Source organism: Streptomyces sp. NPDC088197 (assembly GCF_044741185.1).
Taxonomy (GTDB): domain Bacteria; phylum Actinomycetota; class Actinomycetes; order Streptomycetales; family Streptomycetaceae; genus Actinacidiphila.
The window spans coordinates 332,708-357,788 of the sequence record NZ_JBIUSD010000006.1 but is presented as its reverse complement, the minus strand read 5'-3'; the positions used below and the strand labels follow the sequence as shown (position 1 = coordinate 357,788).

Annotated in this window: 16 protein-coding genes, 1 pseudogene and 1 riboswitch; of the genes and pseudogenes, 12 read left to right on the top strand and 5 right to left on the bottom strand. The window is 73.4% G+C overall.

Annotated features, from left to right (window positions below):
- Nucleotides 1-5 precede the first annotated feature (5 nt).
- The 3 genes from ACIOC1_RS17880 to ACIOC1_RS17870 all read right to left on the bottom strand — a co-directional run bounded on the left by ACIOC1_RS17880 (nt 6) and on the right by ACIOC1_RS17870 (nt 4,275).
- Nucleotides 6-1,238, bottom strand: a complete 1,233-nt coding sequence (locus ACIOC1_RS17880; RefSeq protein WP_401855335.1) for a VWA-like domain-containing protein — start codon at nt 1,236-1,238, stop codon at nt 6-8.
- 245 nt (nt 1,239-1,483) lie between these two features.
- Nucleotides 1,484-2,791, bottom strand: coding sequence for an AAA family ATPase (locus tag ACIOC1_RS17875; protein WP_401855223.1), 1,308 nt, complete (start codon nt 2,789-2,791; stop codon nt 1,484-1,486).
- 122 nt (nt 2,792-2,913) lie between these two features.
- Nucleotides 2,914-4,275, bottom strand: a complete 1,362-nt coding sequence (locus ACIOC1_RS17870; protein ID WP_401855221.1) for a hypothetical protein — start codon at nt 4,273-4,275, stop codon at nt 2,914-2,916.
- Nucleotides 4,276-4,745: 470 nt separating this feature from the next.
- On the opposite strand from ACIOC1_RS17870, the pseudogene ACIOC1_RS17865 reads away from it, so the two are divergent.
- From ACIOC1_RS17865 to ACIOC1_RS17850, 4 genes and pseudogenes are all read left to right on the top strand, one after another.
- Nucleotides 4,746-7,139 (top strand): annotated as a pseudogene (locus tag ACIOC1_RS17865) (discoidin domain-containing protein); the annotation flags it as partial.
- Nucleotides 7,113-7,637 (top strand): discoidin domain-containing protein, encoded by a 525-nt coding sequence (locus ACIOC1_RS17860; protein WP_401855332.1) that lies wholly within the window; start codon nt 7,113-7,115, stop codon nt 7,635-7,637. The pseudogene ACIOC1_RS17865 and the gene ACIOC1_RS17860, both read left to right, overlap by 27 nt.
- 111 nt (nt 7,638-7,748) lie before the next feature.
- Nucleotides 7,749-8,753: an aldo/keto reductase family protein gene (locus ACIOC1_RS17855; RefSeq protein WP_355347198.1), complete on the top strand. Its 1,005-nt coding sequence runs from the start codon at nt 7,749-7,751 to the stop codon at nt 8,751-8,753.
- 159 nt (nt 8,754-8,912) lie between these two features.
- Nucleotides 8,913-9,620, top strand: coding sequence for a phosphatase PAP2 family protein (locus ACIOC1_RS17850; protein ID WP_401855218.1), 708 nt, complete (start codon nt 8,913-8,915; stop codon nt 9,618-9,620).
- Here the strand turns inward: ACIOC1_RS17850 and ACIOC1_RS17845 are convergent.
- Entirely contained in the window at nt 9,602-10,921 is a 1,320-nt protein-coding gene (locus tag ACIOC1_RS17845; RefSeq protein ID WP_401855216.1) for a transglycosylase family protein, read from the bottom strand. The two genes, ACIOC1_RS17850 and ACIOC1_RS17845, sit on opposite strands and share 19 nt — an antisense overlap.
- A 163-nt stretch (nt 10,922-11,084) precedes the next feature.
- On the opposite strand from ACIOC1_RS17845, the gene ACIOC1_RS17840 reads away from it, so the two are divergent.
- The 8 genes from ACIOC1_RS17840 to ACIOC1_RS17805 all read left to right on the top strand — a co-directional run bounded on the left by ACIOC1_RS17840 (nt 11,085) and on the right by ACIOC1_RS17805 (nt 23,500).
- On the top strand, nt 11,085-12,110 hold the full coding sequence (locus ACIOC1_RS17840) for an MsnO8 family LLM class oxidoreductase (RefSeq protein WP_391050664.1): 1,026 nt from the start codon (nt 11,085-11,087) through the stop codon (nt 12,108-12,110).
- A 23-nt stretch (nt 12,111-12,133) separates the two neighbouring features.
- On the top strand, nt 12,134-13,030 hold the full coding sequence (locus ACIOC1_RS17835) for an MBL fold metallo-hydrolase (protein WP_401307259.1): 897 nt from the start codon (nt 12,134-12,136) through the stop codon (nt 13,028-13,030).
- Nucleotides 13,027-14,100: an inositol-3-phosphate synthase gene (locus tag ACIOC1_RS17830; protein ID WP_401855213.1), complete on the top strand. Its 1,074-nt coding sequence runs from the start codon at nt 13,027-13,029 to the stop codon at nt 14,098-14,100. The genes ACIOC1_RS17835 and ACIOC1_RS17830 overlap by 4 nt, the downstream gene beginning before the upstream one ends.
- Nucleotides 14,101-14,270: 170 nt before the next feature.
- Nucleotides 14,271-15,644: a D-alanyl-D-alanine carboxypeptidase family protein gene (locus ACIOC1_RS17825; RefSeq protein ID WP_401855210.1), complete on the top strand. Its 1,374-nt coding sequence runs from the start codon at nt 14,271-14,273 to the stop codon at nt 15,642-15,644.
- A 135-nt stretch (nt 15,645-15,779) separates the two neighbouring features.
- A complete protein-coding gene (locus ACIOC1_RS17820) occupies nt 15,780-17,903 on the top strand; it encodes a restriction endonuclease (RefSeq protein WP_401855208.1) in 2,124 nt (707 codons plus the stop codon).
- Between the two features lie 377 nt (nt 17,904-18,280).
- Nucleotides 18,281-19,435 (top strand): transcription termination factor Rho, encoded by a 1,155-nt coding sequence (rho, locus tag ACIOC1_RS17815; RefSeq protein WP_355347174.1) that lies wholly within the window; start codon nt 18,281-18,283, stop codon nt 19,433-19,435.
- A 140-nt stretch (nt 19,436-19,575) separates the two neighbouring features.
- Entirely contained in the window at nt 19,576-20,418 is an 843-nt protein-coding gene (locus ACIOC1_RS17810; protein ID WP_401855206.1) for a phytanoyl-CoA dioxygenase family protein, read from the top strand.
- A 10-nt stretch (nt 20,419-20,428) separates the two neighbouring features.
- Nucleotides 20,429-23,500, top strand: a complete 3,072-nt coding sequence (locus ACIOC1_RS17805; protein ID WP_401855204.1) for an AAA family ATPase — start codon at nt 20,429-20,431, stop codon at nt 23,498-23,500.
- Nucleotides 23,501-23,680: 180 nt separating this feature from the next.
- Here the strand turns inward: ACIOC1_RS17805 and ACIOC1_RS17800 are convergent, their stop codons facing one another.
- A complete protein-coding gene (locus ACIOC1_RS17800; protein WP_355347168.1) occupies nt 23,681-24,652 on the bottom strand; it encodes a peptidoglycan DD-metalloendopeptidase family protein in 972 nt (323 codons plus the stop codon).
- Nucleotides 24,653-24,655: 3 nt separating this feature from the next.
- A riboswitch (cyclic di-AMP (ydaO/yuaA leader) is annotated at nt 24,656-24,871 on the bottom strand.
- Nucleotides 24,872-25,081 lie beyond the last annotated feature (210 nt).

The following is a 25,081-nucleotide window of genomic DNA, read 5'->3' as shown; positions in this document are numbered from 1 at the left end:
GCCGCTCAGCCGATGGTGACCACACGCGCCCAGGACGGCGGGGAGTCCGGGACGTACTCGGCGTTGTCCTCGCGCACGGCGCGCGAGGGGCGGGGGAAGAGGCCGACGACGGTACGGCAGGGCGGCTGCTCGGACGGCCACGGTGTCTGACCGTCCGTCAGGGCGACGACGACGTCCGGGCGGGGCCGGGAGCGCAGGGCGCGGGCGAAGCCGGAGCGCAGATCCGTACCGCCGCCGCCGATCAGCTCGATGCCCTCGGCGCGGCAGATCGGTACGGCCACACCGGCGGCGACGTCGCAGGAGATCACCGAGACCAGGTCGCGCCGCCCGCCCACCGCCCGCGAGATCGCGGCCACCTCCAGCAGCGCGGCGCCCAGTTCGGCGTCGCTCACGGAGCCGGACGTGTCGATGACGACGCAGACCCGCGGCGGTGTACGGCGCAGGCTCGGCAGCAGCACTCCGGGGACGGCGGCCGAGCGCCGTGAGGGACGCCGGTAGCTGTGGTTCTCGCCCGCGCCCGGCGCGCCCGCCGCCGAGCGGACCGCGGCGCCGAGCAACTGCCGCCACGGCTGCGGGGGATGGAACGCCTCCTCGGCCCATCTGCGCCAGCCCTCGGGCGCCTCCCCCGGCCGCCCCTTGATCCCCTCGGCGACCCGGAAGCGGACCGCGTCCCGCTGCTGCCTGCTCAGGGCGTGCGCCCCGTCCGGTCCCAGCTCCCACGACCTGGCCTGCCCGTCGGCGCCGCTGCCGCAGTCCAGCCAGGCCAGGTCCCCGACGAGCCCGGACATCGACGCCGTCCGCAGATACTCCTCCATCAGCAGGCCGTCGGGCAGCCGCAGCAGCGACGGCAGCACGGCCCCGGCGGGCCGGGGCAGACCGTCCCCGTAGATGTCGTCGTTGATCTCGAAGTCGGCGGCGATGTTGCGCCGCAGCCTCTCCCGGCCCTCGGACGGGGGCGTTCCCGCCCCCTGCCGCCTGCCCGGACCGGGCTCTTCGTGCTCCCTGGCGTACCGCTCGCCCCGCGCGTGGTGGTCCCTGAGCAGGTGGGAGACCTCGTGCACCCAGACGCCGGCCAGTTCCTCCGTCGGGGTGCGCGCGACGAAACCGGGCGAGACGTAGCAGCGCCAGTACGCGTCGACCGCCATCGTCGGCACCGACCGGTCCTCCACCACGTGCAGGGCGAAGAGGGCGCTGGCGAGGTAGGGGCGGACCGTGACCGCGTGGAGCCGGGCCGCCATCAACTTCTCGGTGTCGAGGGGCAGTCCGGGGGCGTACGGCTGGTCGGCGGGGCGCTGCCGCCTCGGCGCGAGAGGCCGTACCGGGCGCGGCGGCGCGGGCGGGGGCATCGGGCGCGGTCGCGCGGTGACCGGCCGTTTCCCGGTGACCGCCACCGGCTCCTTCGCGGTGACCGCCACAGGCTCCTTCGCGGTGACCGCCACAGGCTCCTTGGCGGTGTCCGTCATCCGACGCTTCGCCGTGTCCTTCATCGGCCCGTCCTCTTCGTCCGGGCGGCCTCGGCGTCCGCGACCCGCGCCACCGACTGGTCGGCGCGGCGGGCGAGGCCGATGACCGAGACCAGCCGCTCCACCGCGGCGGGCACCTCCCAGTCGTCGCGCCGCAGTCCGGCCAGCGCGGTGGCCGGGGCGACCAGCAGGTCGGGGGCGCCGGACTCCAGCGCCCTGACCAGCACCGCCCAGCCCGCCTCCCACCGCGCCCGCTCCGGCCGCGCGCCGACCGCGGCCACCACGGCCTCCAGCGCCGCCTGCCGCAGGTCGCCGCGCTCGGGCAGTTCCGCGGTCGGCGGGTCGGCCATCAGCGCCTCGGGGTCGGGCAGGTCCATCCGGTCCAGGTGGGCGAGGAGTTCAAGTCCCGGCCCGTCCCCCACCGCGCCCCGCACCAGCAGGGCCAGCACCTCGCGGGACGCGGAGGCCGCCGTACCGAACGCCAGCAAGGTCAGCGCGGCCTCCCAGCTCCGGGGCGAGGGCCACGCGCCGCCGCGCCGCGTCTCCGTGCTCGGCAGCCGGTGGATCAGCGTCGGCCTGGCTTCGAGGAAGCCGCAGACGGCGCGCCGCGCGAGGGCCACGGCCTCGGGCAGCGACTCCGGTACGAGCCTGGGCAGTTCCGGGCGCGGCCAGACGCCGCCGAGGCCGCGTACCACCACCTCACGGTCGTGCACCCAGAACAGATGGACGAAGCGGTTGGCCAGCGGCGGGCTCAGCTCCCATCCGTCGGCCGCGGACGCGCGCGGGTTGGCGGCGGCCACGATCCGTACGCCGGGCGGCAGTTGCAGGGCGCCGACCCGGCGCTCCAGCACGACCCGGAGCAGCGCCGCCTGAACGGCCGGTGTGGCCGTGGACAGTTCGTCGAGGAAGAGCAGTCCGCGCCCGGCGCGGACCAGTTCCACGGCCCACTGGGGCGGCGCCATCGGCACACCGCGTACCGCGGGGTCGTCGCCCAGGACGGGCAGCCCGGAGAAGTCGGTCGGCTCGTGGACGCTGGCGATCACGGTCGTCAGCGGCAGGTCGAGGGAGGCGGCGAGCTGGGTCAGCGCCGCGGTCTTCCCGATGCCGGGCTCCCCCCACAGCAGTACGGGCAGGTCGGCCGCGACGGCCAGGGCGAGCGCTTCGAGCTGTTCGTCGGGGCGCGGTTCCGTGGTGCTGGTCCGAAGGAGCGTCAGAAGGTCGTCGGCGACGGCGAGTTGGGGGTCGCTCACGGGGGCGGAGGCAGAGGTCAAGGCGGTCGTGGGAGCGGTCGTGAAGGCGGTCGTGGGCAGGAGGGTGCTGGACGTCATGGGCATCACCTGGGGTTGGTCAGGGGAACGGGACGGCCCGCTCCGGGGGGTTTGTGCGGCAGGGCGGCGCTCAACGCGCCGTGCAAAAAAGGGACCTGACGGTTGATCAGACGACGGAGGGGTCAGCGGGCCGTTCCGGTGCGGGGCCTGGCCCGGCTGCTGCGCTTGGCGCGAATGTGCCGCGGCGTATGGCGGACGAGGCGCGGACGGCGCTGCGCCGAGGCGGGGTGTTCCGCGACGAGTCCCGCGCGGAAGACGCCGTGGTCGACGCGGCGGACGGCGGCCCGCTCCAACTCCTCGCGGAGCGGCCCGTCGCGGAGTACCGCGCGCGGCCCGAGCAGTCCTTCGACGACGGCCAGCGCCCCGGCCATGTCGCCGTGGCGCAGCCGTTCCCGTACCGCGGGCAGTGCCTCGGGGTCGCGGTGCACGGCGTCGATCGCCCGCAGGCAGGGCAGCGCCGGTCCGCCGAGGGCCACCAGCAGGTCCTCGCGGCGCAGTTCGGCCGGGTCGTGGTCGACCGCCGTCAGCACCCCGTCCCGCAGCGCGATCCGGTGGATCTCGCCGCGGCACTCCACCCGGTGCGGATCACCGGGCTCGGGGCCGTGGCCTGCGGCCGGGGCGGTGTCGTACGAGGCCAGCGCCGCGGCGACCAGCGGGTGCAGCCGGTCGGCCGTGATCAGCCCGGCCCGTAGCAGTTCCAGGTCCGGCAGGACGCGGGCCGCCGCTTCCGGCAGTACGGGCAGCGCCGCGATGTCGTGCGGTCGCAGCGGTTCGCGCAGCGGCCGGCAGGTCGGGGCATGGCTGTCGTCGGGGGCGACGAGTTCGAACGCGGCGCGGTCGCGCGCGCCCAGGCGTACGGCGAAGGCGCCGCGCGGGCGGCCTTCGGCCCACAGCAGCAGTTCGGCCTCCGCGGCCCACCGCCCCGACGCCCACGGACCCTCGTCCGCGCCGCAGCGCCGCGCCAGTTCGCCGCTCCGCCCGGCGTCCCAGAGATGCCGGTGCAGGTCGAGCCGGAAGCGCCGCTCGGGATACGGGTGCGGGTGGATTCCGGCGGCGCCGTGCCCCGGCTCCTGCCGCAGCGCCAGCGCCATCCGCTGCCCCGCGTCGGCTCTGGCCGGCGGTGTCCGTACGACCAGGTCGACCGGCGGACCGGCCGAAGCGCCGTACCGCGCGAGGAGGATGGTCACACCGGGCCGCAAGCGGCCGTCCGGCGCGATCCTCGGCATGTGCCAGCGCAGCAGATCGGGTGCCAACCGGCGCAGATCCGCCCGGAGTCGGGCGGCCAGTTCGGTGCCGTGCCGCGTGCGCACGGCTCGCAGATCGAGATCCGCGTCGACCCGGGCCGCGGCGCACGCCCCGGCCCAGTCGCCGACGGCGCGCCGCGCGGTGGCGGTCTCGATCATGGACGGTGGCACGGCGTACTCGCGTACGCGGCGCCACATCAACACATGGGCGGGAATCTCGTCCGTGAGGTGAGGTGCCATCAGCACTCACCCTGGTCGAACGATTCCCCCATTTCATACGAGAAGGAGTTCGTCATCGCGCCCATCATAGGCACAGCCGCCGCCCGGACTCCATCAACGGGTGAGCCTCCGTCAGACGGCCGGGGAGCCGGCGGCTCCGACGGACGGAGAGCGGACGGCGAGCGCACGGCGAGCAGACGGCTCCGGCGGACGGAGAGCCGGTGACGCCGGCCGCCGGGCGTGACGGCCTCGGATGTGTGGAGCATCGGGAATTATCGGATTTTGGAGCCGTCTATGACGGTCAGGTGTCGTGAATATTGCGAGGAGCCATCGCATTTTTGCGCAGACTCATGGACTTACTGCGACCCGCCTCGTAGTCTCTCCACGCCTGGCCGGGTGTTCCCCCTAGTTCCCCCTAGTTCCACCCCCCTCTCACCCCCCTCGACGCGCAAGGACGTGTGCCTGTGTCGCACTCATTGCAGAGCCATGAGTTGAGTCCTCAAAGAAGCCGCAGAGTCAGACAGCGCGGCGCCGCCGCGGTGCTGTCGTTCGCCGTGGCCGCGGCAGCCGCGCTGACCGCCGTGACCTTGGCGAACGCCCCCGCCGCCCACGCGGCAGGCGTACCCGCCCCTTCACCCGTCGGCATATCGGGCCGCGGCGCGAACGTGCCGTTCAAGGAGCTCGAGGCCGAGTACGCCAACACCAACGGCGCGCTGATCGGCCCCGACCGCTACTACGGCCACCTGCCGTCCGAGGCGTCGGGCCGTCAGGCCGTCACCCTCAGCGCCGCCGGACAGTACGTGGAGTTCACGCTGACGGCGCCCGCGAACGCGATGTCGCTGCGCTACAGCCTCCCGGACACCGCGGACGGCAAGGGCAGGGACGCCACGCTGGACGTGCAGGCCAACGGGACCTCGATCAAGACCCTGCCGGTGACCTCGAAGTACAGTTGGTACTACGGCGGTTACCCGTTCAACAACAACCCGGGCGACACCAACCCGCACCACTTCTACGACGAGTCGCGGACGATGTTCGGGACCACGTACCCGGCCGGCACCAAGATCCGCGTGCAGGTGACGTCCACGGCGCAGTCCCCGACGTTCACCATCGACCTGGCGGACTTCGAGACGGTCGCGGCCCCGATCGCCAAGCCCGCGGGCGCGCTCGACGTGGTGACGGACTTCGGCGCGGACCCGACGGGTGCCACGGACTCCACCGCCAAGTTCCAGGCGGCCGTGGACGCGGGCAAGGCGCAGGGCAAGACCGTATACATCCCGCAGGGCAACTTCACGCTGTACAGCCACGTCATCGTCGACAAGGTCACCCTCGTCGGCGCCGGCCCCTGGTACAGCGTGCTCGGCGGCCGTGACCCGGTGAACCGCTCCAACGCGGCCGGTATCTACGGCAAGTACACCAACCAGGGCGGGCCGAGCACCAACGTCAACCTCAAGGACTTCGCCATCATCGGCGACATCCGCGAGCGCGAGGACAACGACCAGGTCAACGGCCTCGGTGGCGCGATGTCCAACTCCACCGTCGACAACCTGTGGTTGCAGCACGTCAAGTGCGGTGCGTGGATGGACGGTCCGATGGACCACTTCACCATCAAGAACAGCCGCATCCTGGACACGACGGCCGACGGTGTGAACTTCCACATCGGCGTCACCAACTCGACGGTCACCAACACCTTTGTGCGCAACACCGGTGACGACGGTCTGGCGGGCTGGCCGGAGAACGTGCCGAACGTCAACGACAGCTTCGACCACAACACGGTCGTGCTGCCGATCCTGGCGAACAACATCGTCACGTACGGCGGCAAGGACTTCAACATCTCCGACAACGTGATGGCCGACACCATCTCCAACGGCGGCGGCCTGCACATCGCCAACCGCTACCCGGGGGTCAACGCCGGTTCCGGCACCGCGGTCGCGGGCACCATCACGGCGGCGCGCAACACGCTGATCAGAACCGGTAACAGCGACTTCAACTGGCAGTTCGGCGTCGGCGCGATCTGGTTCGACGGCCTCCAGGGCAAGGTCGACGCCAACATCCAGATCACCGACACGGACATCCTCGACAGCTCCTACGAGGCGATCCAGTCGATCGAGAGCGGCGTCACGGGCGTCACGTTCAAGAACGTCAACATCGACGGCGCGGGCACCTACGCGATCCAGGCGCAGGCACCGGCCGACATGACGTTCATCAACGTCAAGGCGAAGAACATCGCCCAGTCCGCCACCCCGATCCACAACTGCGTCGGCACCGGCCTGAACATCATCGACGGCGGCGGCAACTCCGGTATCACCGGGCAGACCTGCACCGGCACCTGGCCGACCCCGATCTGGACCAACGGCGGCGTTCCGACCGGCGGTGGCGGCGGTACGACCACGCCTCCCACCACCCCGCCGACCACGCCCCCGACCACGCCGCCCACCACTCCCCCGACGACCCCGCCGACGACTCCGGCCAACGGCAACCTGGCGCAGGGCCGCCCCGCTACCGCCTCGTCCGCGGTGCAGAGCTACTCGGCGGCCAACGCCGTCGACGGCAACGCGTCCTCGTACTGGGAGAGCAACAGCAACGCCTTCCCGCAGACGCTGACCGTCGACCTCGGCGCGGCCAAGTCGATCGGCAAGGTCACGCTCAAGCTTCCGCCGTCGGCGGACTGGGCGACCCGTACCGAGACCCTGTCGGTGCTGGGTTCGACGGACAACAGCTCCTGGAGCACGCTGAAGGCTTCGGGCGGCGTCTCCTTCAACCCGTCGTCGGGCAACACGGCCACGCTGACCTTCAACGCGGCCACCGCGCGGTACGTCCGGCTGAACATCACCGGCAACACCGGCTGGACCGCGGGCCAGATCTCGGAGTTCGAGGTCTACGCGGCCGACGGCACGCCGACCACGCCGCCCACGACTCCCCCGACCACCCCGCCGACGACCCCTCCCACCACGCCTCCCACGACCCCGCCCGCCAACCCGAACCTGGCGCAGGGCCGTACGGCCACCGACACCGGTCACTCCGACATCTACGTCGCGGCCAACGCGGTGGACGGCAACGTCAACTCCTACTGGGAGAGCGCCAACAGCGCCTTCCCGCAGTCCCTGACGGTCGACCTCGGCTCCGCCAAGACCGTCGGCCGGCTGGTGCTGAAGCTGCCGACCAACTGGGGCACCAGGACCGAGACGCTGAGCGTCCTCGGCTCCACCGACAACAACACGTACAGCACGCTCAAGGCGTCCGCGGGCTACACCTTCACCCTGGGTACCGACACCGCGACCGTCACCCTGACCCCGACCACCACCCGCTACCTGCGGCTCACCTTCACCGGGAACACCGGCTGGCCGGCGGGCCAGCTCTCCGAGCTGGAGGCCTACGCCTCCTGATCCGGTGACCGCACCGACTCCCCGCCCCGGCGGCCCCGTAGCTCAGGGCCCCCGGGGCGGGGCATTCGTGCCGGTCGCGGCGGTACGGGCGGGCGATCTAGAGTCGGTCCCATGGAATACCGTCACCTTGGCCGCAGCGGCCTGATCATCAGCGAAATCGCCTACGGAAACTGGCTCACCCACGGCTCCCAGGTGGAGGAGGACGCGGCGACCGCGTGTGTGCGGGCGGCGCTGGACACGGGGATCACGACCTTCGACACCGCGGACACGTACGCGCAGACCCGCGCGGAGTCGGTGCTCGGCCGGGCGCTGAAGGGCGAGCGCCGGGAGGGTCTGGAGATCCTCACCAAGGTCTTCTGGCCGACCGGTCCCGGACGCAACGACCGGGGTCTGTCCCGCAAGCACATCATGGAGTCGATCGACGGCTCGCTGCGACGGCTCCAGACGGACTACGTCGACCTCTACCAGGCGCACCGGTTCGACCGGTTCACGCCGCTGGAGGAGACGATGGAGGCGTTCGCCGACGTCGTGCACTCCGGCAAGGCGCACTACATCGGCGTCTCGGAGTGGACGGCCGACCAGATCCGCCGCGGGCACGCCCTCGCCCGCGAGCTGCGCATCCCGCTGGTCTCCAACCAGCCGCAGTACTCCGCGCTCTGGCGCGTCATCGAGGCCGAAGTGGTGCCCGCCTGCGAGGAGTTGGGCATCGGTCAGATCGTGTTCTCGCCGATCGCGCAGGGTGTGCTGACCGGCAAGTACGTGCCGGGGCAGCAGCCGCCCGCCGGTTCGCGCGCCACCGACGCCAAGGGCGGCGCGAACATGATCGACCGCTGGATGAACGACGAGGTGCTGGGGCGGGTGCAGCAGCTCCACGCGCTGGCCGCCGACGCCGGTCTGACGATGGCTCAGCTCGCGGTCGCCTGGGTGCTCCAGAACCCGAACGTCTCGGCCGCGATCGTCGGCGCGTCCCGCCCCGAGCAGGTCGCGGAGAACGTGAAGGCGGCCGGCGTGACGCTGGACGCGGGTCTGCTGGCGAAGCTGGACGCCGTCCTGGAGCCGGTCGCGGTCACCGACCCGCTGAAGACACCGCAGATCACGCCCGCCGCGCGGCCGTAGCGCCCGAGGCACACACCCGCGGAACACGGTCCGATCCATCGCGCCGAGGGGAAGCCCGCCCGGCCGCCGCGTACAGTATGTCTACGTGCCTGTAGACGAAGCTGACGCCCGCGGCCGGGCGGGCCTTTCGCGTACCGAGCGAGAAGGGCCGCTCCCCCGGTGACCGCCCGCGCGCCATGGCGCCGCGTACTGCTCCCGGCCGCCTTCGCCGCCGCCTTCGCGGTGCTCGCCTGGGTGGTGCTGGCCAGGCACGGCACGCCGTACGCGGTGGACACCGGGCCGCACCGCTGGTCGGTGGAGCACCGGCCGCACGCCATGGTGACCGTGGCCCGTACCGTCACCGACCTCGGCACCGGCCCGTTCCCGTATCTCGCCGCCGTGCTGGGCGGCTGGCTGGCGGGCGGCGGCGGTGTGGGGCGCGGCGCGCTGCGGACCTCGCGCGGTGTGCCCATGGCGCTGCTCGCGCTGGCCGTGCTGCTCGCGGGCCAGGCGGTACGCACGCTGCTGGTCATGGCGCTGCACCGGGCCAGGCCGCCCGCGGCGGACTGGGCGACGCACGCCTCCGGCTACTCCTTCCCTTCCGGGCACACCGCGTCCAGCGCGATGGCCGCCGGGCTGCTGGCCTGGGGGCTGCTGCGCTGGCGGCCGGGCCGCACGGGGCGGCTGCTCACCGCGCTGTGCGCGCTCGTCGCGCTGGCCGTCGGCTGCACCCGCGTGTATCTGGGCGTGCACTGGCCGACGGATGTCTTCGGCGGCTGGCTCTTCGCCGGTTGCTGGCTCGGCGCGGCGCTGCCGCCGCTCACGACGTTCGCCGGCCGGAGCGGGCCGGGCGGACCCGGCCCGTCCGATCAGATCGAGACGCCGTGAGCCCGCAGGTAGTGCAGCGGGTCGATGTCGTCGCCGTACTCGGGTCCCGTCCGCATCTCGAAGTGCAGGTGCGGTCCTGTGACGTTGCCGGTCGAGCCCGAACGCGCTATCCGCTGGCCGGAGGTGACCTTCTGTCCGACCTTGACCGAGATCTGTGACAGGTGCGCGTACTGGCTGTAGTCGCCGTCCGCGTGCCGGATGACGATCTGGTAGCCGTAACTGCCGCCCCAGCCCGCCGTCACCACGGTGCCCGCGGCCACCGACTTCACGCTGGTGCCGGTGCCGACCAGGAAGTCCACCCCTGTGTGGTAGCCGCTGGCCCAACTGGAGCCGGAGGCGTGGTACGGCGTGCCGATCGGCGCGCCGCTGACCGGCAGGGTGTAGGCGGTGTGGGTCGGGGCCGCGGCGGGCTTCGTCGTACGGTCCAGCGTGCGGGTGCCCGCGGGGGCCGCCGACTTCTTGGGCGTGGCCTTCGGGGCGGCCTTGGGCGTCGGCTTCGGCTGCGCCTTGGGACGGGTCGTGGTGTGCGGCTCGCGCTGCGTCGTGTGCTGCGGGTGCGCCACCGGGGTCCGCAGGTCGAGCCGCTGGCCGGGGAGGATCAGGTCGGGGTCGTCGCCGACCACCGAGCGGTTGTCGGCGTAGAGCCGGGGCCAGCCGCCCGCCACATGGTGGTCGTCGGCGATGCCGGACAGCGTGTCGCCCGACCTCACCGTGTAACGGTCCTTGCCCGGGGCCGACTTGGGCTGCGCGGTCTTCGGCGTGGTCTTCTCCGCGGGCGCCTTGGCCGGGGAACTGGCCCGGGCCTTCGCGGTGCTCTTGGTCTCGCTCCTGACCGGGGCCTTCGCGGGCGTCCTGCGCGCCTGGTCGGACGCGGTCCGCACCTTCGCGGCGGGCACCTCGACCTTGTGGGAGGCGGTGGCGGCGGTACGGGTCAGCCCGGCGCGTACCGAGCAGACCGGCCAGGCGCCGGGGCCCTGGCTGTGCAGCACCTTCTCGGCCACGGCTATCTGCTGGTTCTTCGTAGCGAGGTCGGCGCGCGGCGCGTAGGCCGTGCCGCCGAAGGACTTCCAGGTGCTGGAGGCGAACTGGAGCCCGCCGTAGTACCCGTTGCCCGTGTTGATCTGCCAGTTGCCCGAGGACTCGCAGTTGGCGACCTTGTCCCAGGTGCTCTCGGCGGCCGCGTGGGCGCTGCTCAGCCCGATCAGCGGCAGGGCGAGACCGGCGCCGCCCGCGGTGACGGTGAGGGATGCCTGCGATACGCGGCTGGGGCGGTATCGGCGGTGACGTCCGCGTAAGGGCATAGCACGAGTCCTCTCCAGGACCGGCCCGTGGGGCCTGGGCTGCCGTACGCCCGAATTGCCGGGCGGGCCAAAGATAGGGCCCGTACACACTCGGCCACAAGGGGTGACGACAAGTGTTCGGTTTCGGGCGGTTCGGGAATGACGGAGTCCGGTACGCGTTGGAATGAACGTGAGTTCTCCGCTGCGCGACACCCCGTTCTCCGTCCTTGACCGCTCCCGCACGAGGGAGGGCCAGGACGGCGCTCAGGCGTTGCGCGACACCGTGGCGTTCGCGCGCGAGGTCGAAGCGCTCGGCTACCACCGCTTCTGGGTCTCCGAGCACCACAGCGTGCCCGGCGTGGCCGGTTCCGCGCCGACGGTGCTCGCGGCGGCGGTCGCGGCGGCCACCTCGCGGATCAGGGTCGGCACCGGCGGCGTGATGCTGCCCAATCACCAACCTCTGGTCGTGGCCGAGCAGTTCGGGGTCCTGGAGGCGCTGTTCCCGGGCCGGATCGACATGGGTCTGGGGCGGTCGGTGGGCTTCACCGACGGCATCCGCAAGGCGCTGGGCCGCGGCAAGGAGGCGGCGGGCGCGTTCGACGCGCAGATCGACGAACTGCTCGGGTACTTCACCGGCACCCAGCGGGTCCACCCGCAGGTGCACGCCTGGCCCGCCGAGGGGCTGCGTCCGCCGGTGTTCCTGCTGGCCGTCGGCAGCGGCGCGGACCTGGCCGCCGCGCACGGCCTGCCGCTGGTGATCGGCGGTGTGCGCGGCGAGGACGCGATGCTGCGCGCGGTGGACCGCTACCGCGCCGCCTTCCGTCCCTCCGCGTGGTCGGCCGCCCCCTATGTCGTGCTGTCCGGCACCGTCGCGGTCGCCGACAGCGGCGAGCGGGCCCGCAGGCTGCTGGTCCCGGAGGCGTGGTCGACGGCCTGGTCCCGCACCCACGGCGTCTTTCCGGCCCTCGCGCCCTACGAGTCGACGGCCGCGCGCACGATGACGGGTCCGGAGCGCGAACGCTTCGAGGAGGCGATGGCCGGGCATCTGCACGGCACGCCCGAGGACGTCGCGAAGGCGCTGGAGTCGCTGCTGGAGCGCAGCGCGGCCGACGAATTCCTCGTCACGACCAGTACGTACGACCGCGCGGAGCTGCTGGAGTCCTACCGGCTGCTGGCCGCGATCACCTCGGGAGATCCGGCCGCCGCGTGAGAGCGCCGGGTTAGGGTCACCGGGTGAGCGAACAGATCATCGAACCGGTCTCCGGCGACCTCGATGTCCGCTGGCACGCGGGGTGGCCGTCGGCCAAGCACGACCCGGCGCCGGAGATCCAGGTGCACGCGTACGACGAACACACCCTGATCCTGCGGCAGAACATGTCGGTGCACTTCGAGGCGCCCTTCCTCTTCCTGCTCCTCGGCGCCGAGCGCGCCCTGCTGCTGGACACCGGCGCCACCGCCGACGCCCGCCACTTCCCGCTGCGCCGCACCGTGGACGCGGCGATCGAGGCGTGGCTGGCCCTCCAGCCGGGCACCGAGCCGGACGCGTACGAGCTGGTGGTGGCGCACACCCACGGCCACGGCGACCACATCGCGGGCGACGCCCAGTTCGCCGACCGGCCCCGTACCGTCGTGGTCGGTCCGGATCTCGACGCGGTGACCGCCTTCTACGGGCTGCGGGACTGGCCGCGGGGCGCCGCCACGTTCGACCTCGGCGGCCGGGTCCTCGACGTGCTGCCGGGCCCCGGGCACGAGGCCGCCGCCACCGTCTTCCACGACCGGCGCACCGGAATCCTGTTCACCGGCGACACCCTCTACCCCGGTCATCTCTACGTCCGCGACCCGGCCGCCTACACCGCGACCGTGGACCGGCTGCTGGCCTTCTGCGAGCGGCACCCGGTCACCCATCTGCTCGGCTGTCACATCGAGATGACCACCACGCCCGGCGACGACTACCCCCGCGGCACCACCCACCAGCCGGACGAGCCGCCGCTCCAGATGGACGTGGGCCACCTGCGCGCCCTGCGCGCGGCGCTGACCGCGGTCGACGCCCGTCCCGGCGTCCACGGTTTCGCCGACTTCCTCGTCCACATCGAACCCCGCACCGAACCTCTCGACCCGGAGCGCGCATGAGGACCGTCAACGTCGGCGTCATAGGCGTGGGGAACTGCGCCTCCTCCCTGGTCCAGGGCGTGGAGTTCTACGCGTCCGCGGCCGGGGGCGGCGACGGCCCGGAAGCGGGCCCGGCGGGCCTGACCCACCCGGTGTGCGCGGGCTACGCCGTCTCCGACGTGCGGTTCACCGCCGCCTTCGACGTCCACACGGCCAAGACCGGCCGCGACCTGTCCGAGGCGATCTGGGCGCCGCCGAACAACGCGCGGGCCTTCGCGAAGGTGCCGCACCTCGGCGTGGAGGTGACCGAGGGCGCGCTGAGCGACGGCGTCGGGCGCAGCGCCGCCGACCAGGTCGACGCGCGCGGTACGGCCACCGTCGACGACATCGCGCGGCGGCTGCGGGACAGCGGCACGCACGTCCTGGTGAATTTCCTGCCGGTCGGCAGCCAGGCCGCGTCCGAGCTGTACGCGCGGGCCGCGCTGCGCGCCGGGTGCGCCTTCCTCAACTGCATCCCGTCGGTGATCGCCCGCTCCCCGCGGTGGGCGGGCCGGTTCGCCGAGGCGGGGCTGCCGCTGGCCGGTGACGACCTGAAGAGCCAGTTCGGCGCGACGCTCGTGCACCGCGCGCTGGTGGACGTGCTCGCGCGCAACGGCGTACGGCTGCGGAGCACGTACCAACTGCTCGGCGGCGGGAACATGGACTTCCTGAACATGCAGGACGCGGAGCGGATGGCGAGCAAGAAGGCCACCAAGACGCAGGGGATGTACGGGGGTTCGGGCGAGGCGGCGCCGTCGCACGTGGGCGCCGACTTCATCCCGTTCCTCGCCGACCGGAAGGTGGCCTTCATCCGGGTCGAGGCGGAGGGCTTCGGCGGCACACCGCTGGAGATCGACCTGCGGATGGAGGTCGACGACTCGCCGAGCGCCGCGGGGAACGTGCTGGACGCCGTCCGCTATCTGAAGGCCGCGCTCGACCGCGGTCTCGGCGGCGTGGTGGACCCGGTGTCGGCGGCCGTCATGAAGGCCCCGCCCACGCCGCTGGACGAGGCCGCGATCGAGGCGGGGCTCGCGGCGCTGTCCGACGGGTAATCAGCGGGCTTCGGGGACCGGGGATGTGACGGCGCGTCGGATTCGGTCGCCGGTCGGTGAGCGGCCGTCAGCCGGTCGGCCCCCGGGCGTCACGCCGGTGGCGGCGGTGTCTCATCCTTATGGGTCACGTCGCCGCGCCGACCCGGCCACGGCGTTCCTACGGTGACGGCATGAACGTCTTCCGCGCCTCGTCGTGCCGCCACGACCGTCCTCGTAAGACCGCCGCCCCCGCCGTCGCGGCCTCGGTGGCCGCCGCCAGGTGTCTGGCCGTCGGCTGCTGCCTCGCCGCCGCGGCCGCGCTGGCCACCGTGTCCGCCGCCGCGACCGCCTCCGCGGCGGCCCTTCCCGCGGACGGCGGGCGCGGCTCGTCGGGCCCCGGCGCCGCGACGGTGGTCGCCGGCGGTCCGCTGCTCGCCGGGCACGGGGTGCTGGTGCAGCCGCACGCCGGGTCGCCGCGGCTGCCGTCCGGGCTGTCCGCGCTGTCGTGGACGGTCTCCGACGCGCGCACCGGCCAGGTGCTGGCTGCCAAGGACCCGCACCGCAGGCTGCCGCCCGCCAGCACCCTGAAGACGCTGTTCGCGGTCACCGTGCTGCCGCGCTTCCCCGGCGACGCCACCCACCGCGTCACCGACTCCGACCTCACGGGGATCGGCGCGGGCAGCAGCCTGGTCGGGATCCAGGCCCGGCAGACGTACACCGTCGCCGACCTGTGGCGCGGTGTCTTCCTCAGCTCGGGCAACGACGCCGTGCACGTCCTGGCGCACATGAACGGCTCGGTGCCGCTGACCGTCAGCCAGATGCAGGCCAAGGCCGAGATGCTGGGCGCGGACGACACCCATGTGGTCTCCCCCGACGGCTACGACATGCCGGGCCAGGTCTCCTCGGCCTACGACCTGGCCGTCATCGCCCGCGCAGGCCTGGCCATGCCGAACTTCGCGACGTACGCCTCCACCCGGTGGGCGCAGTTCCCCGGCGGCTACGACGCGCACGGCAAGTACGTGAAGTCGTTCGGCATCCAGAACACCAACCGGCTGCTCACCGGCGCCGACGGCGTCAAGCGCTACCCCGGCGTGATCGGTGTGAAGAACGGCTACACCACCAACGCGGGCAACACCCTGGTCGCCGCCGCCAAGCGCGGGGACCGCACGCTGATCGCGACCGTGATGAATCCGCAGTCCGGGCTGCCGCAGGCGGTCTACCACGAGGCGGGCGCGCTGCTGGACTGGGGCTTCTCGGCCGCGGGCCGCACCTCGTCGGTCGGCACGCTGAACACGGCGACGACCGCCTACCACGACGATTCCGCGCACGCCTCACAGGAGGCCGAGCGGCCCGCGCGGCAGCCCGCCCAGGAGCCCGCGCGGCAGGAGCCGAAGCCCGCCCCCGCGCCGCAGGAGCCGAAGCCCGCCCCCGCGCCGCAGGCGCCCAGCACCGCGAACGCCGCGTCGTCGTCGCCGACCACCTGGTACGTGGGCGGCGCGCTGGCGCTGGGCGCGGCGGGCTCGGTGGTCGTGCTGCGCCGCCGGTCCGCGGCGAAGGCGCGCTGAGCGAAGGGCGCCGACTCGGGCCACGCTGTGGGCCGGAAGCGGTGACGACGCGCTGGCCAGGGGCGTACTCTCAGTTGCCGGGCAGGGGGCACGCACGGTGTCCGCAGCGCCGCGCCGAGAGGGAGCCGTACCCGCATGAGCCGCCGTACTTCCGGTCCCGTATCCACCTGGGCCGAGGTCCAGCGGCAGCGCCAGCGGCAGCAAGAGGCCCAGCAGCGCGCCTGGTTGCAGGCGCGGCGGGAGACCGAGCGGCAGCAGCGCGCGGCGGAGCGGGCCGCCTCCCGGCGCAGCCGTGAGCAGCAGGCCGCGTACCGCGCGAGCCGGGAGGCCGACGCGCGGCAGCGGACCGACGACCTGGAGCGCCGGTTCGCCGAGCTCCAGGGCCTGTTGGCGGCCGGCTGCGCGGCGCCCGTCTTCACCCCCGCGGCGCTGCTGACGCCCGAGGTGGTCGAGCCGTTCGCCCCCGGACGGCTCGCCGAGCCGATCCCGATGCCCGACCCGAACGCGTACACGCCCCGGCAGGGCGGCGGTTGGGGCGCGGCGCGGCACGAGCGCGAGCGGGCCCGCACGCTGTACGAGAACGACCTGCGGGCCGCGCAGGCCACCGAGGCGTTGCGGCAGCGCCAACTCGCCGACTACCAGCGGCAGTACCGGCAGTGGGCCGATCAGCGGCTGGCGGAGATCCGGCGGCAGAACGCCGAGGTCGAGACATCCGTCGCCGCACTGCGCGACGGGGACCCCGAGGCGGTCGAGGACTATCTGACGGCGGCCCTCTACGCGTCCGCCGCGTGGCCGCACGGCCTGCCCCGGCAGGTCTCGGCGTCCTACGACCGGGCCGACCGGCAGCTCGTGCTCGACTGGGAGCTGCCCGCCTTCTCCGTGGTGCCCGAGGCGTCGCTGGTGCGGTACATGCCGGGCGCCGACCGGGACAAGGAGGTGGCGCGCCCGGTCGCCGAGCGCCGCGCCGCCTACCGGGACGTCCTGGCCCAGTGCCTGCTGCTCGTGCTGCGCGAGCTGTTCGGCGCCGACGCGCACGACGTCCTGGACTCCGTGGTGCTCAACGGCTTCGTGGACGACACCGACCCGGCCACCGGCCACCGTACGAAGACCGTCGTCGCCTCCGCGCTGGTGTCGGACGCCGCCTTCGCGGCGGTCAACCTCGACCGGGTCAACGCGGTCGACTGCTTCACCGAGGCGCTGGACGGCCGGCTCTCCCCCCGCCCGGACAAGCGCGCGGCCGTCGAGCCCATCCGGCTGCCGGGCGAGGCGGGCCGCACGATGGTCTCGCACGGCGGCGAGGAGGAGCCGGACCTGCTGGCCATGGACCCGCTGGAGTTCGAGGAGCTGGTCGCGCGGCTGTTCCGGGCGATGGGGATGAACGCGGTCACGACGGTGCGCTCCGGCGACGGCGGTGTGGACGTGGACGCGCTGGACCCGGACCCGATACGCGGCGGCAAGATCGTGGTGCAGGTCAAGCGCTACCGCAACACGGTCTCGCCGAGCGCCGTACGCGACCTGTTCGGCACGGTGCAGAGCGTCGGCGCCAACAAGGGCGTGCTGATCACCACCTCCGGTTTCGGGCCGACCTCGCACGCCTTCGCCAACGGCAAGCCGCTGACGCTGGTGTCGGGCCCGGACCTGGTGGACCTGCTGCACAGCAACGGGCTCGGCGGCCGTCTGGGCCCCGCCCCCGGCACCGTCGAGCGCACCCCGACGCTGGTCTCGACGGTGCTGCCCGGTATCGACGCCGACGCGGACGCCGACTCCGAGGCGAGCGTGCTCGGCATGTGGTGGGCGGGCGGTGTGCGGCTCGACGTCTGCGCGCTGGTGTGCCGGGGCGGCCGGGTGCTGGACGACGACCACTTCGTCTTCTTCAACAATCCGCGCACGCCCGACGGCAGTGTGCGGATGATGCCCGCGCTCGGCGGGGACAAGGCCGCGATCTGGGTGAGCTTCGACCGGCTGCCCGCCCGCGCGGACCGGGTGGTGCTGGTCGCCGCCGTCGACCCGGACGCCGATCCGGACGCCGACCTGACCGGATTCACCGACGCCCGGATCAGGCTCACCGACCCCAGCGGAGCCGAGGCCGACCGCCTCGAGGTCTCCGACGGCAGGCCCGGCGAGACGGCGCTGGTGCTCGGCTCCTTCCGCAGGAGCGGTACGGGCGCCGACTGGCGCTTCGTGGCGGGCGGCAAGGGCTACGCGGGCTCGGGCGGGCTGGTGGCGCTGGTCGGGGAGCACGGGATCGCGGTCGACTGAGCGGCGGGTTCCCGCCCCGGGATACGGGTTCGGGAACATCCGCCGACCCCGCCATGTTATGGTCTCTGTGCAGCACATGTCTGCGCCCCTTCTTGCGGCGCCGGTGCTCGTTCTGAATGGCAGCTCCTCGCGGTGACGCGCCCCAGGCCCCATGGCTCTGGTCCCGGTCCCCACGGAGTTCTCGAATCACCTGACGGTCGCACGACGGCCCTGTGGTGATCTCCGCGGTACGTGGAGCGTGTTGTGCCCGCTCGCGCCGAAATCCCTTTCCGGCATGCCCGTTTGACGCATCACACGCCAGACCCGCCGCACCCCGTACTCGCACGGCGACCTGCCGCGCACACGACTTTCCTCTCGTCCGAGAAAGGACGACTCCCATGACTGACATCCTTGAACGCCCTCCCGTCCGGCAGGAGACGCCGGTTCGGGTGGCGGGCGTACTCGACATCCACGGCGGCCAGGGCCGCCTCCGATCCGCCGGGCTGCTGCCGACACCCGACGACGTACACGTACCGCAGGCCCAGATCCGGCAGGCCGGACTCAGGAACGGCGACCTCGTCGAGGGCACCCTCGGCGGAAAGCCCGGCACGCTGGGCGGCGTCGACCTGGTCAACGGCGTCCCGGCCGAACACCTGCGCGGGCGACCGCACTTCAGGGACCTGACGCCCCTTCACCCCCGGCAGCGGCTGCGGCTGGAGAGCCCGGCGCTGACCGGCACCGGCGCGCTCGCCGGACGGGTGATGGACCTGGTGACCCCGGTCGGCAAGGGGCAGCGCGGCCTGCTCGTGGCCCCGCCCAAGGCCGGAAAGACGATGCTGCTCCAGAGCATCGCGACGGCCGTCGCCGAGAACCACCCCGAGTGCCACCTGATGGTGGTGCTGCTGGACGAACGCCCGGAGGAGGTCACCGAGATGCGCAGAACCGTGCGCGGCGAGGTGATCGCCTCGACCTTCGACCGGCCGGCCAAGCAGCACATCGCGGTCGCGGAACTCGCCGTCGAGCGGGCGAAGCGGCTGGTGGAACAGGGCCAGGACGTGGTGGTCCTGCTCGACTCGCTGACCCGGCTGTGCCGGGCGCACAACTCGGCCGCCTCCACCGGCGGCCGCACGCTGACCGGCGGTGTGGACGCCGCCGCGCTGATCGGCCCCAAGCAGTTCTTCGGCGCCGCCCGGCTCGCCGAGGAGGGCGGGTCGCTGACCATCCTGGCCACCGCGCTGGTGGACACCGGGTCGCGCGCCGACGACTACTACTACGAAGAGCTGAAGAGCACCGGCAACATGGAGCTGCACCTGGACCGCTCCCTCGCCGAGCGGCGGATCTTCCCGGCCGTGGACGTCGGCATCTCCGGCACCCGCCGCGAGGAACTGCTGCTGCCCGGCCCCGAGCTGGCGGTCGTACGCGGCCTGCGCCGGGTCCTGCAAGGGCGCGGCACCCAGTCCGGCCTCGAAGTCCTGCTGGACAAGATCCGGCAGACCCCGGACAACAACGCCTTCCTGCGGCAGATCCGGAGCACGGTGCCCGGCGAGGTCTGAGCCGGCCGGGACCCGGACCCGGACCGGGCACGAGCCCGCGCCGGTGCCCGCATCCGCATCCGCACCCGCACCCGCACCCGCACCCGCACCCGGAGAAAATCCGGTGGCCGTCGCACATCGCGCGACGTGATGATCGGGGGATGGACGACGCCACGGACAGCCACGCCGACGACGCGTGGGAGCGGGCCTTCCTCAGGGACGGCTTCGTGAGGATCGAGGGCGCGGTACCCGCCCCGACCGCCCGCGTCTGCGCCGATCTCCTGTGGAAGGAGACCGGCTGCGACCCCGCCGACCCCGCGACCTGGACACAACCGGTGCACTGGGTGGGCGGCATGGCCCAGCCGCCGTTCGCCGAGGCCGCCAACACCCCCGTCCTGCACGCCGCGTTCGACCGTCTTGTCGGCGCCGGACGCTGGTCGCCGCGGTACTCCCTCGGCTCCTTCCCGCTGCGCTTCCCGCACCCCGACGAGCCGGACGACGCGGGCTGGCACATCGAAGGCAGCTACGAAGTCCCGGGCGAGCAGTGGTACTTCGCCAACGTCCGCTCCCGCGACCGCGCGCTGCTCATGCTGTTCCTGTTCACCGAGGTGGACGAGGAGAACGCGCCGACCCGGATCCGCGTCGGCTCCCACCTGGACGTGCCCGCGGTCCTCGCCCCGTACGGCGAGGCCGGCGCCTCGATCCTGGCGGTCTCCGAGCAGATCGCGGCGGCCACGGAACACCGCCCGCTCGCCCTCGCCACCGGCTCCCCCGGCGACGTCTACCTCTGCCACCCGTTCCTCGTGCACGCCGCCCAGCCGCACCACGGCAGCCGTCCGCGTTTCATGGCCCAGCCGCCGCTCCTGCCCGCGGCGCCGTACGCACTGGAGCGGGCCGGCGGCGGCTACTCGCCGGTCGAGACCGCGATCAGACGCGGCCTCGGCATGGAGTCCGCGTGGGGGCCCGCGGGGAGGGAGGCGGACTCCCGGCCCGTGATCGGTTAGCGTGCCCGGCATGTTGTACGGACGGGACACGGAGACGGCCGCGCTGGAAGAACTGCTGGCGGGGGCGAGGGCGGGCCGCAGCGGAGCGCTCGTGGTGCGCGGTGACGCCGGGATCGGCAAGACCGCGCTGCTGGAGCAGACCGTGGCGGCGGCGGGCGACCTGACGGTCGTCCGCAGCTCCGGCGTGGAATTCGAGGCCGAACTCCCCTACGCGGGGCTTCAGTTGCTGCTGCGCAGGGCGATGGGTTCGCTGGACGCGCTGCCCGTGCCGCAACGGCGGGCACTGCGGGCCGCGTTCGGCCTGGAGGCCGACGCCGCGAGCGAGCCGATGTTCGTCGGCCTGGCCGTGCTGTCGCTGCTGTCGGACCACGCGGGCGAGGGGCCGCTGCTGTGTGTCGTGGACGACGCGCAGTGGCTGGACCGGGCGTCCACCGACGCGCTGGTCTTCGCGGCGCGACGGCTCGACGCCGAGGGCGTGGCGATGGTCTTCGCCGTACGTGACGGCGCCGGGTCGTTCACCGCGCCCGGCCTGCCCGAACTGCGGCTCGGCCCGCTGCCCGAGGACGCGGCGCGGGCGCTGCTCGCCGACCGCGGCGGCGCACCGGCCGACACCGTACGCACCCGCGTGCTCTCCGAGGCGCGGGGCAATCCGCTGGCGCTGCTGGAACTCCCGCTCGGACCGTCCGCCGACGCGCGGGGCGCGGGCGGTTCCGCCGCGACCGGCGGCGGGCTGCCGCTGACCACGCGCCTCCAGATGGCCTTCCACGGCCAGGTCAGCCACCTGCCGCCCGGCACCCAGACGCTGTTGCTGGTGGCCGCGGCCGACCACACCGGGGACCCCGACATCCTGGTACGCGCGGCGGCGGTGCTGGGCGTCGGCGTCGACGACCTGCCGCCCGCGGAGGAGGCGAACCTGGTCTACGTGGACGACGAGGACATGCTGCGCTTCCGGCACCCGCTGGTCCGCGCCGCGATCCATCAGCGCGCCGCCCTCCCCGACCGTCTCGCCGCGCACCGCGCCCTCGCCGAGGCCGCCGACCCGGTACGCGACCCCGACCACCGCGCCTGGCACCTGGCCGCCGCGGCGACCGGCCCCGACGAAGCCGTGGCCACCGCCCTCCAGCGGACCGCGGGCCGCGCCCGCGAACGCAGCGGCCACGCGGCGGCCTCCGCCGCCTACGAACGCGCCGCCCGCCTCAGCACCGACCCCGTCGCCCGCGTCGAACGCCTCCTCCTCGCCGCCGAATCCGCCTCCGAAGCGGGCGACATCCCCCGCGCCCGCGCCTTCGCCGACCAGGCGACCCGCGCCGCCGAGACCGAGGCGGAAGCAGCGGCCGTACGAGGCGGCGCGGAGCCGTCGTCGGCCCCAACGGCCCACGCGGAGCCGGGCACTTCACCCCGCGCGTCCACGCCGGGCGGTCAGGCACCCGCCGGATCGACTTCCGGTGTCGACGCCGCCGTCGGGCAGAGCGCTCCGCCCCGCTCGTCCGGACCGGGCGGCCCCGCACCCGGCGATCCGGCGTCCACCGCCGACACCGGCGGCGTCGGCGGGCCCGTTCCGCCGCACCCGTCCGGGCCGGGCCGCCCGGCGCCCACCGAAGCCGCGTCCACCGCGGCGCGGGGCGCGGCGAACCCGTTGTCCGCCGTGCGCGGCAGAGCGCTCTATGTGCGGGCGCTCGCGGACTTCTGGGAGGGGGATTTCGGCGCGGCGCATCAACTCCTTTTGGAAGCGGCGGATTTGCTGGCGGAGGCGGATTCGGCGGCGGCGGCGCGGATGCTGGTGCAGGCGACGCATACGGCCTGGTACCTCGGCGACGACGAGGTGGCGGGGACGTTGGGGCGGCTGGCGGCGCTGGAGCTGCCGCCGTGGGCGCCGATCCGGCCGGTGGCGGAGTTCCTGGTGCGGGCGATCGGGCCGGGCAGCGCGGCGGCCGGGCCGCCCGACGTGGCCGAGGCCGCGGCGGCGTCACGGGCCGCACGCGGCGGCCGGGTCGATCCTCGGGACCTGGTGATGCTGTGCGGGGTGGGCCTGGCGCTCGGGCAGGACGCGGCGGCGTACGACCTGGCGACGACGCTGGCGGCGGAGAGCCGCGAGAGCGGCGGTGTCGGCAGGCTGACGACGCTGATGTTCTTCCGCGCGGAGGCGGAACTGTTCGACGGCCGCCTCGACGAGGCCGTCGCCACGGCGTCCGAGGGGCTGCGGATCTCACGGGACACCGGACAGCGGCAGTGGGTCAGCCAGTTGAGCAGTGCGCTGGCGCATGTCGCGGCGCTGCGCGGGGACGAGGACGAGTGCCGCCGACTGGTGGACGAGGCCCTGGCGGGCGGCGCGGGCACGGCGATGGCGCCGGGCGCGCCGTGGGCGTACTGGTCGCAAGGGCTGCTCGAACTGGGCCTGGGCCGTACGCAGTTCGCGCTCGACCGGCTGTCGCTGCTGACCGAGCCGACCGTACGGCACCACATCTCCGCGACGCGCGGCGTCCCCGACCTGGTGGAGGCGGCGGTGCGGCTGGGCGTGCCGGAGCGGGCGGACGAGCCCCTGGCCGGATTCGAGGCGTGGGCCACGCGTTCCGGGCAGGACTGGGCGCGGGCGCTGGTGGCGCGCTGCCGGGCGCTGCGGGCCAAGGACGCCGACGCGGAGGCGTACTTCATCGAGGCGCTGGCCCGTCACGACCCGCACCGAAGGGTGTTGGAGTCGGCGCGTACGGCGCTGCTGTACGGCGAGTGGCTGCGCAGGGCCCGTCGCAAGAGCGAGGCGCGCGGGCACCTGCGGGCCGCGCTGGAGACCTTCGAACGGCTCGGCGCGCGACCGTGGGCGGACCGGGCGCGCAGTGAACTGGGCGCGTCGGGAGCGTCGGTGACGGTGGGTCAGGACACGGTCAGGTCGGTCGCGGACGAGGCGGGGCTGACGCCGCAGGAGTCGCAGATCGTCCGGCTGGCCGCACTCGGGCTGACCAACCGGGACATCGCCGCGCAGCTCTTCCTCAGCCCGCGCACGGTCGGGCACCACCTCTACAAGGCGTATCCGAAGCTCGGTGTGGTCTCGCGCGGCGAGCTGGCCGCGCTGTTCCCGGACACGTGAGCGCGTAACGACGTGACCGCGTAACGACGTCACCGCGCAACGACGTCACCGCGTGACCACGTCACCCGCGTGACCACGTGGACTCGCGGCCCGTCACGCGGGTGTGCCCGCCCGGTGGTGAGGAACCGGGCGGGCACGGATGCCGCGAGGAGCCGCCACAGCGGCTGTGGAGCGGGTGGGTCAGGAAACGGTGACGCCGTGGGAGGCCAGGTAGGCGACCGGGTCGATGTCGGAGCCGTAGTCCGGGGTCGTGCGGACCTCGAAGTGCAGGTGCGGGCCGGTCACGTTGCCGGTCGCGCCGGAGACGCCGATCTGCTGGCCCTCGGTGACGGTCTGCCCGGCCGAGACGAGCGCCTGGGTCAGGTGGCCGTACAGCGTGTACTTGCCGTCGGCGTGCTTGACGATCACGTCGTTGCCGTAGGCGCCGTCCCAGCCCGCGGAGACGACGGTGCCCGCGGCGACCGACTTCACGCTGGTGCCGGAGCCGACCAGGAAGTCCACACCGGTGTGGTAGCCGCTGGACCAGTTGGCGCCGGAGGCGTGGTACTGGGTACCGATCGCCGCGTCCCCGACCGGCTTGGTGTAGCCGGAGGAGCTGGCGGCGGTGGTGTCGGCGGACTTGGTGGTCGTGGTCGTCGTGTCGGACGACTTCGACGGGGCGGTGGTCTCGGCGGGCGCCGGGGTCGCCTTCTTGGCGGGGGCCGGGGCCGACTTCTTCGGCGCCGGGGCGGACTTCTGCGCGGTGGCGGGCTTCTCGGCGGAGGCGCCGTTCAGCGTGAGGTGCTGGCCCGGGTAGATCAGGTTCGGGTTGGAGCCCACGACCGACTTGTTGTCGGAGTAGAGCTGCTGCCAGCCGCCGTTGACGTGGTGGCTGTCGGCGATCTTCGACAGCGAGTCACCGCTGACCACGGAGTACTTGGTGGTCTTGGCCTTGGCGGCCTTGGGCGCGGCGCTCTTGTCCGCCACGGTCGTCGCCTTGACGGCGGAGGTGTGCGAGGCGGTGGCGGGGGCGCTGTGGGCGGGCTCGGCCGCCGAGGCGATGCCCGCGCCGACCAGCGGCAGGGCGATGGCCACGCCACCCGTGCCCGCGGCGATGCAGATGCGGGTGAGGCGGCTCATACGGGTCTTGCGGTGCTGTCCCTTTGCGGGCATGGGGGATTTCCTCTCCTACGCCTACGAGGTGAGCTGTCGGGTTCGGGCAGGAGATGCCCGGTCACGTGGAAATGCCGTTGCGTGTACGCAAGGCGCCGCGACTTCACCCCGAGCCGTCCGGTACTGCTGGACGGCGACTTACCTGGGTCCCCCGCCCCTGCCGTGTGTGATCAAAGATCCAGGAAACCGGGCGGCGGCAGGATTCGGCGTTCCGCCCGACGGACATTCGCAATTCGCGGGCATCCGGCCCGCAGGAGGCGAAGCTAAACGACCGGCCGAGCGGCGGGCAACCAACCGTGATCGTCGTCGGGCGCACCGCTTGGAGCGCGGTCACTCCCGGTCGTCCGCCGTCACCGCTGCGTGTGCGAGCCGCTCACCGTCCGTGCCTCCGTGACCGATTCCTGGTGACAAACCGCCCGGATCGGGAAC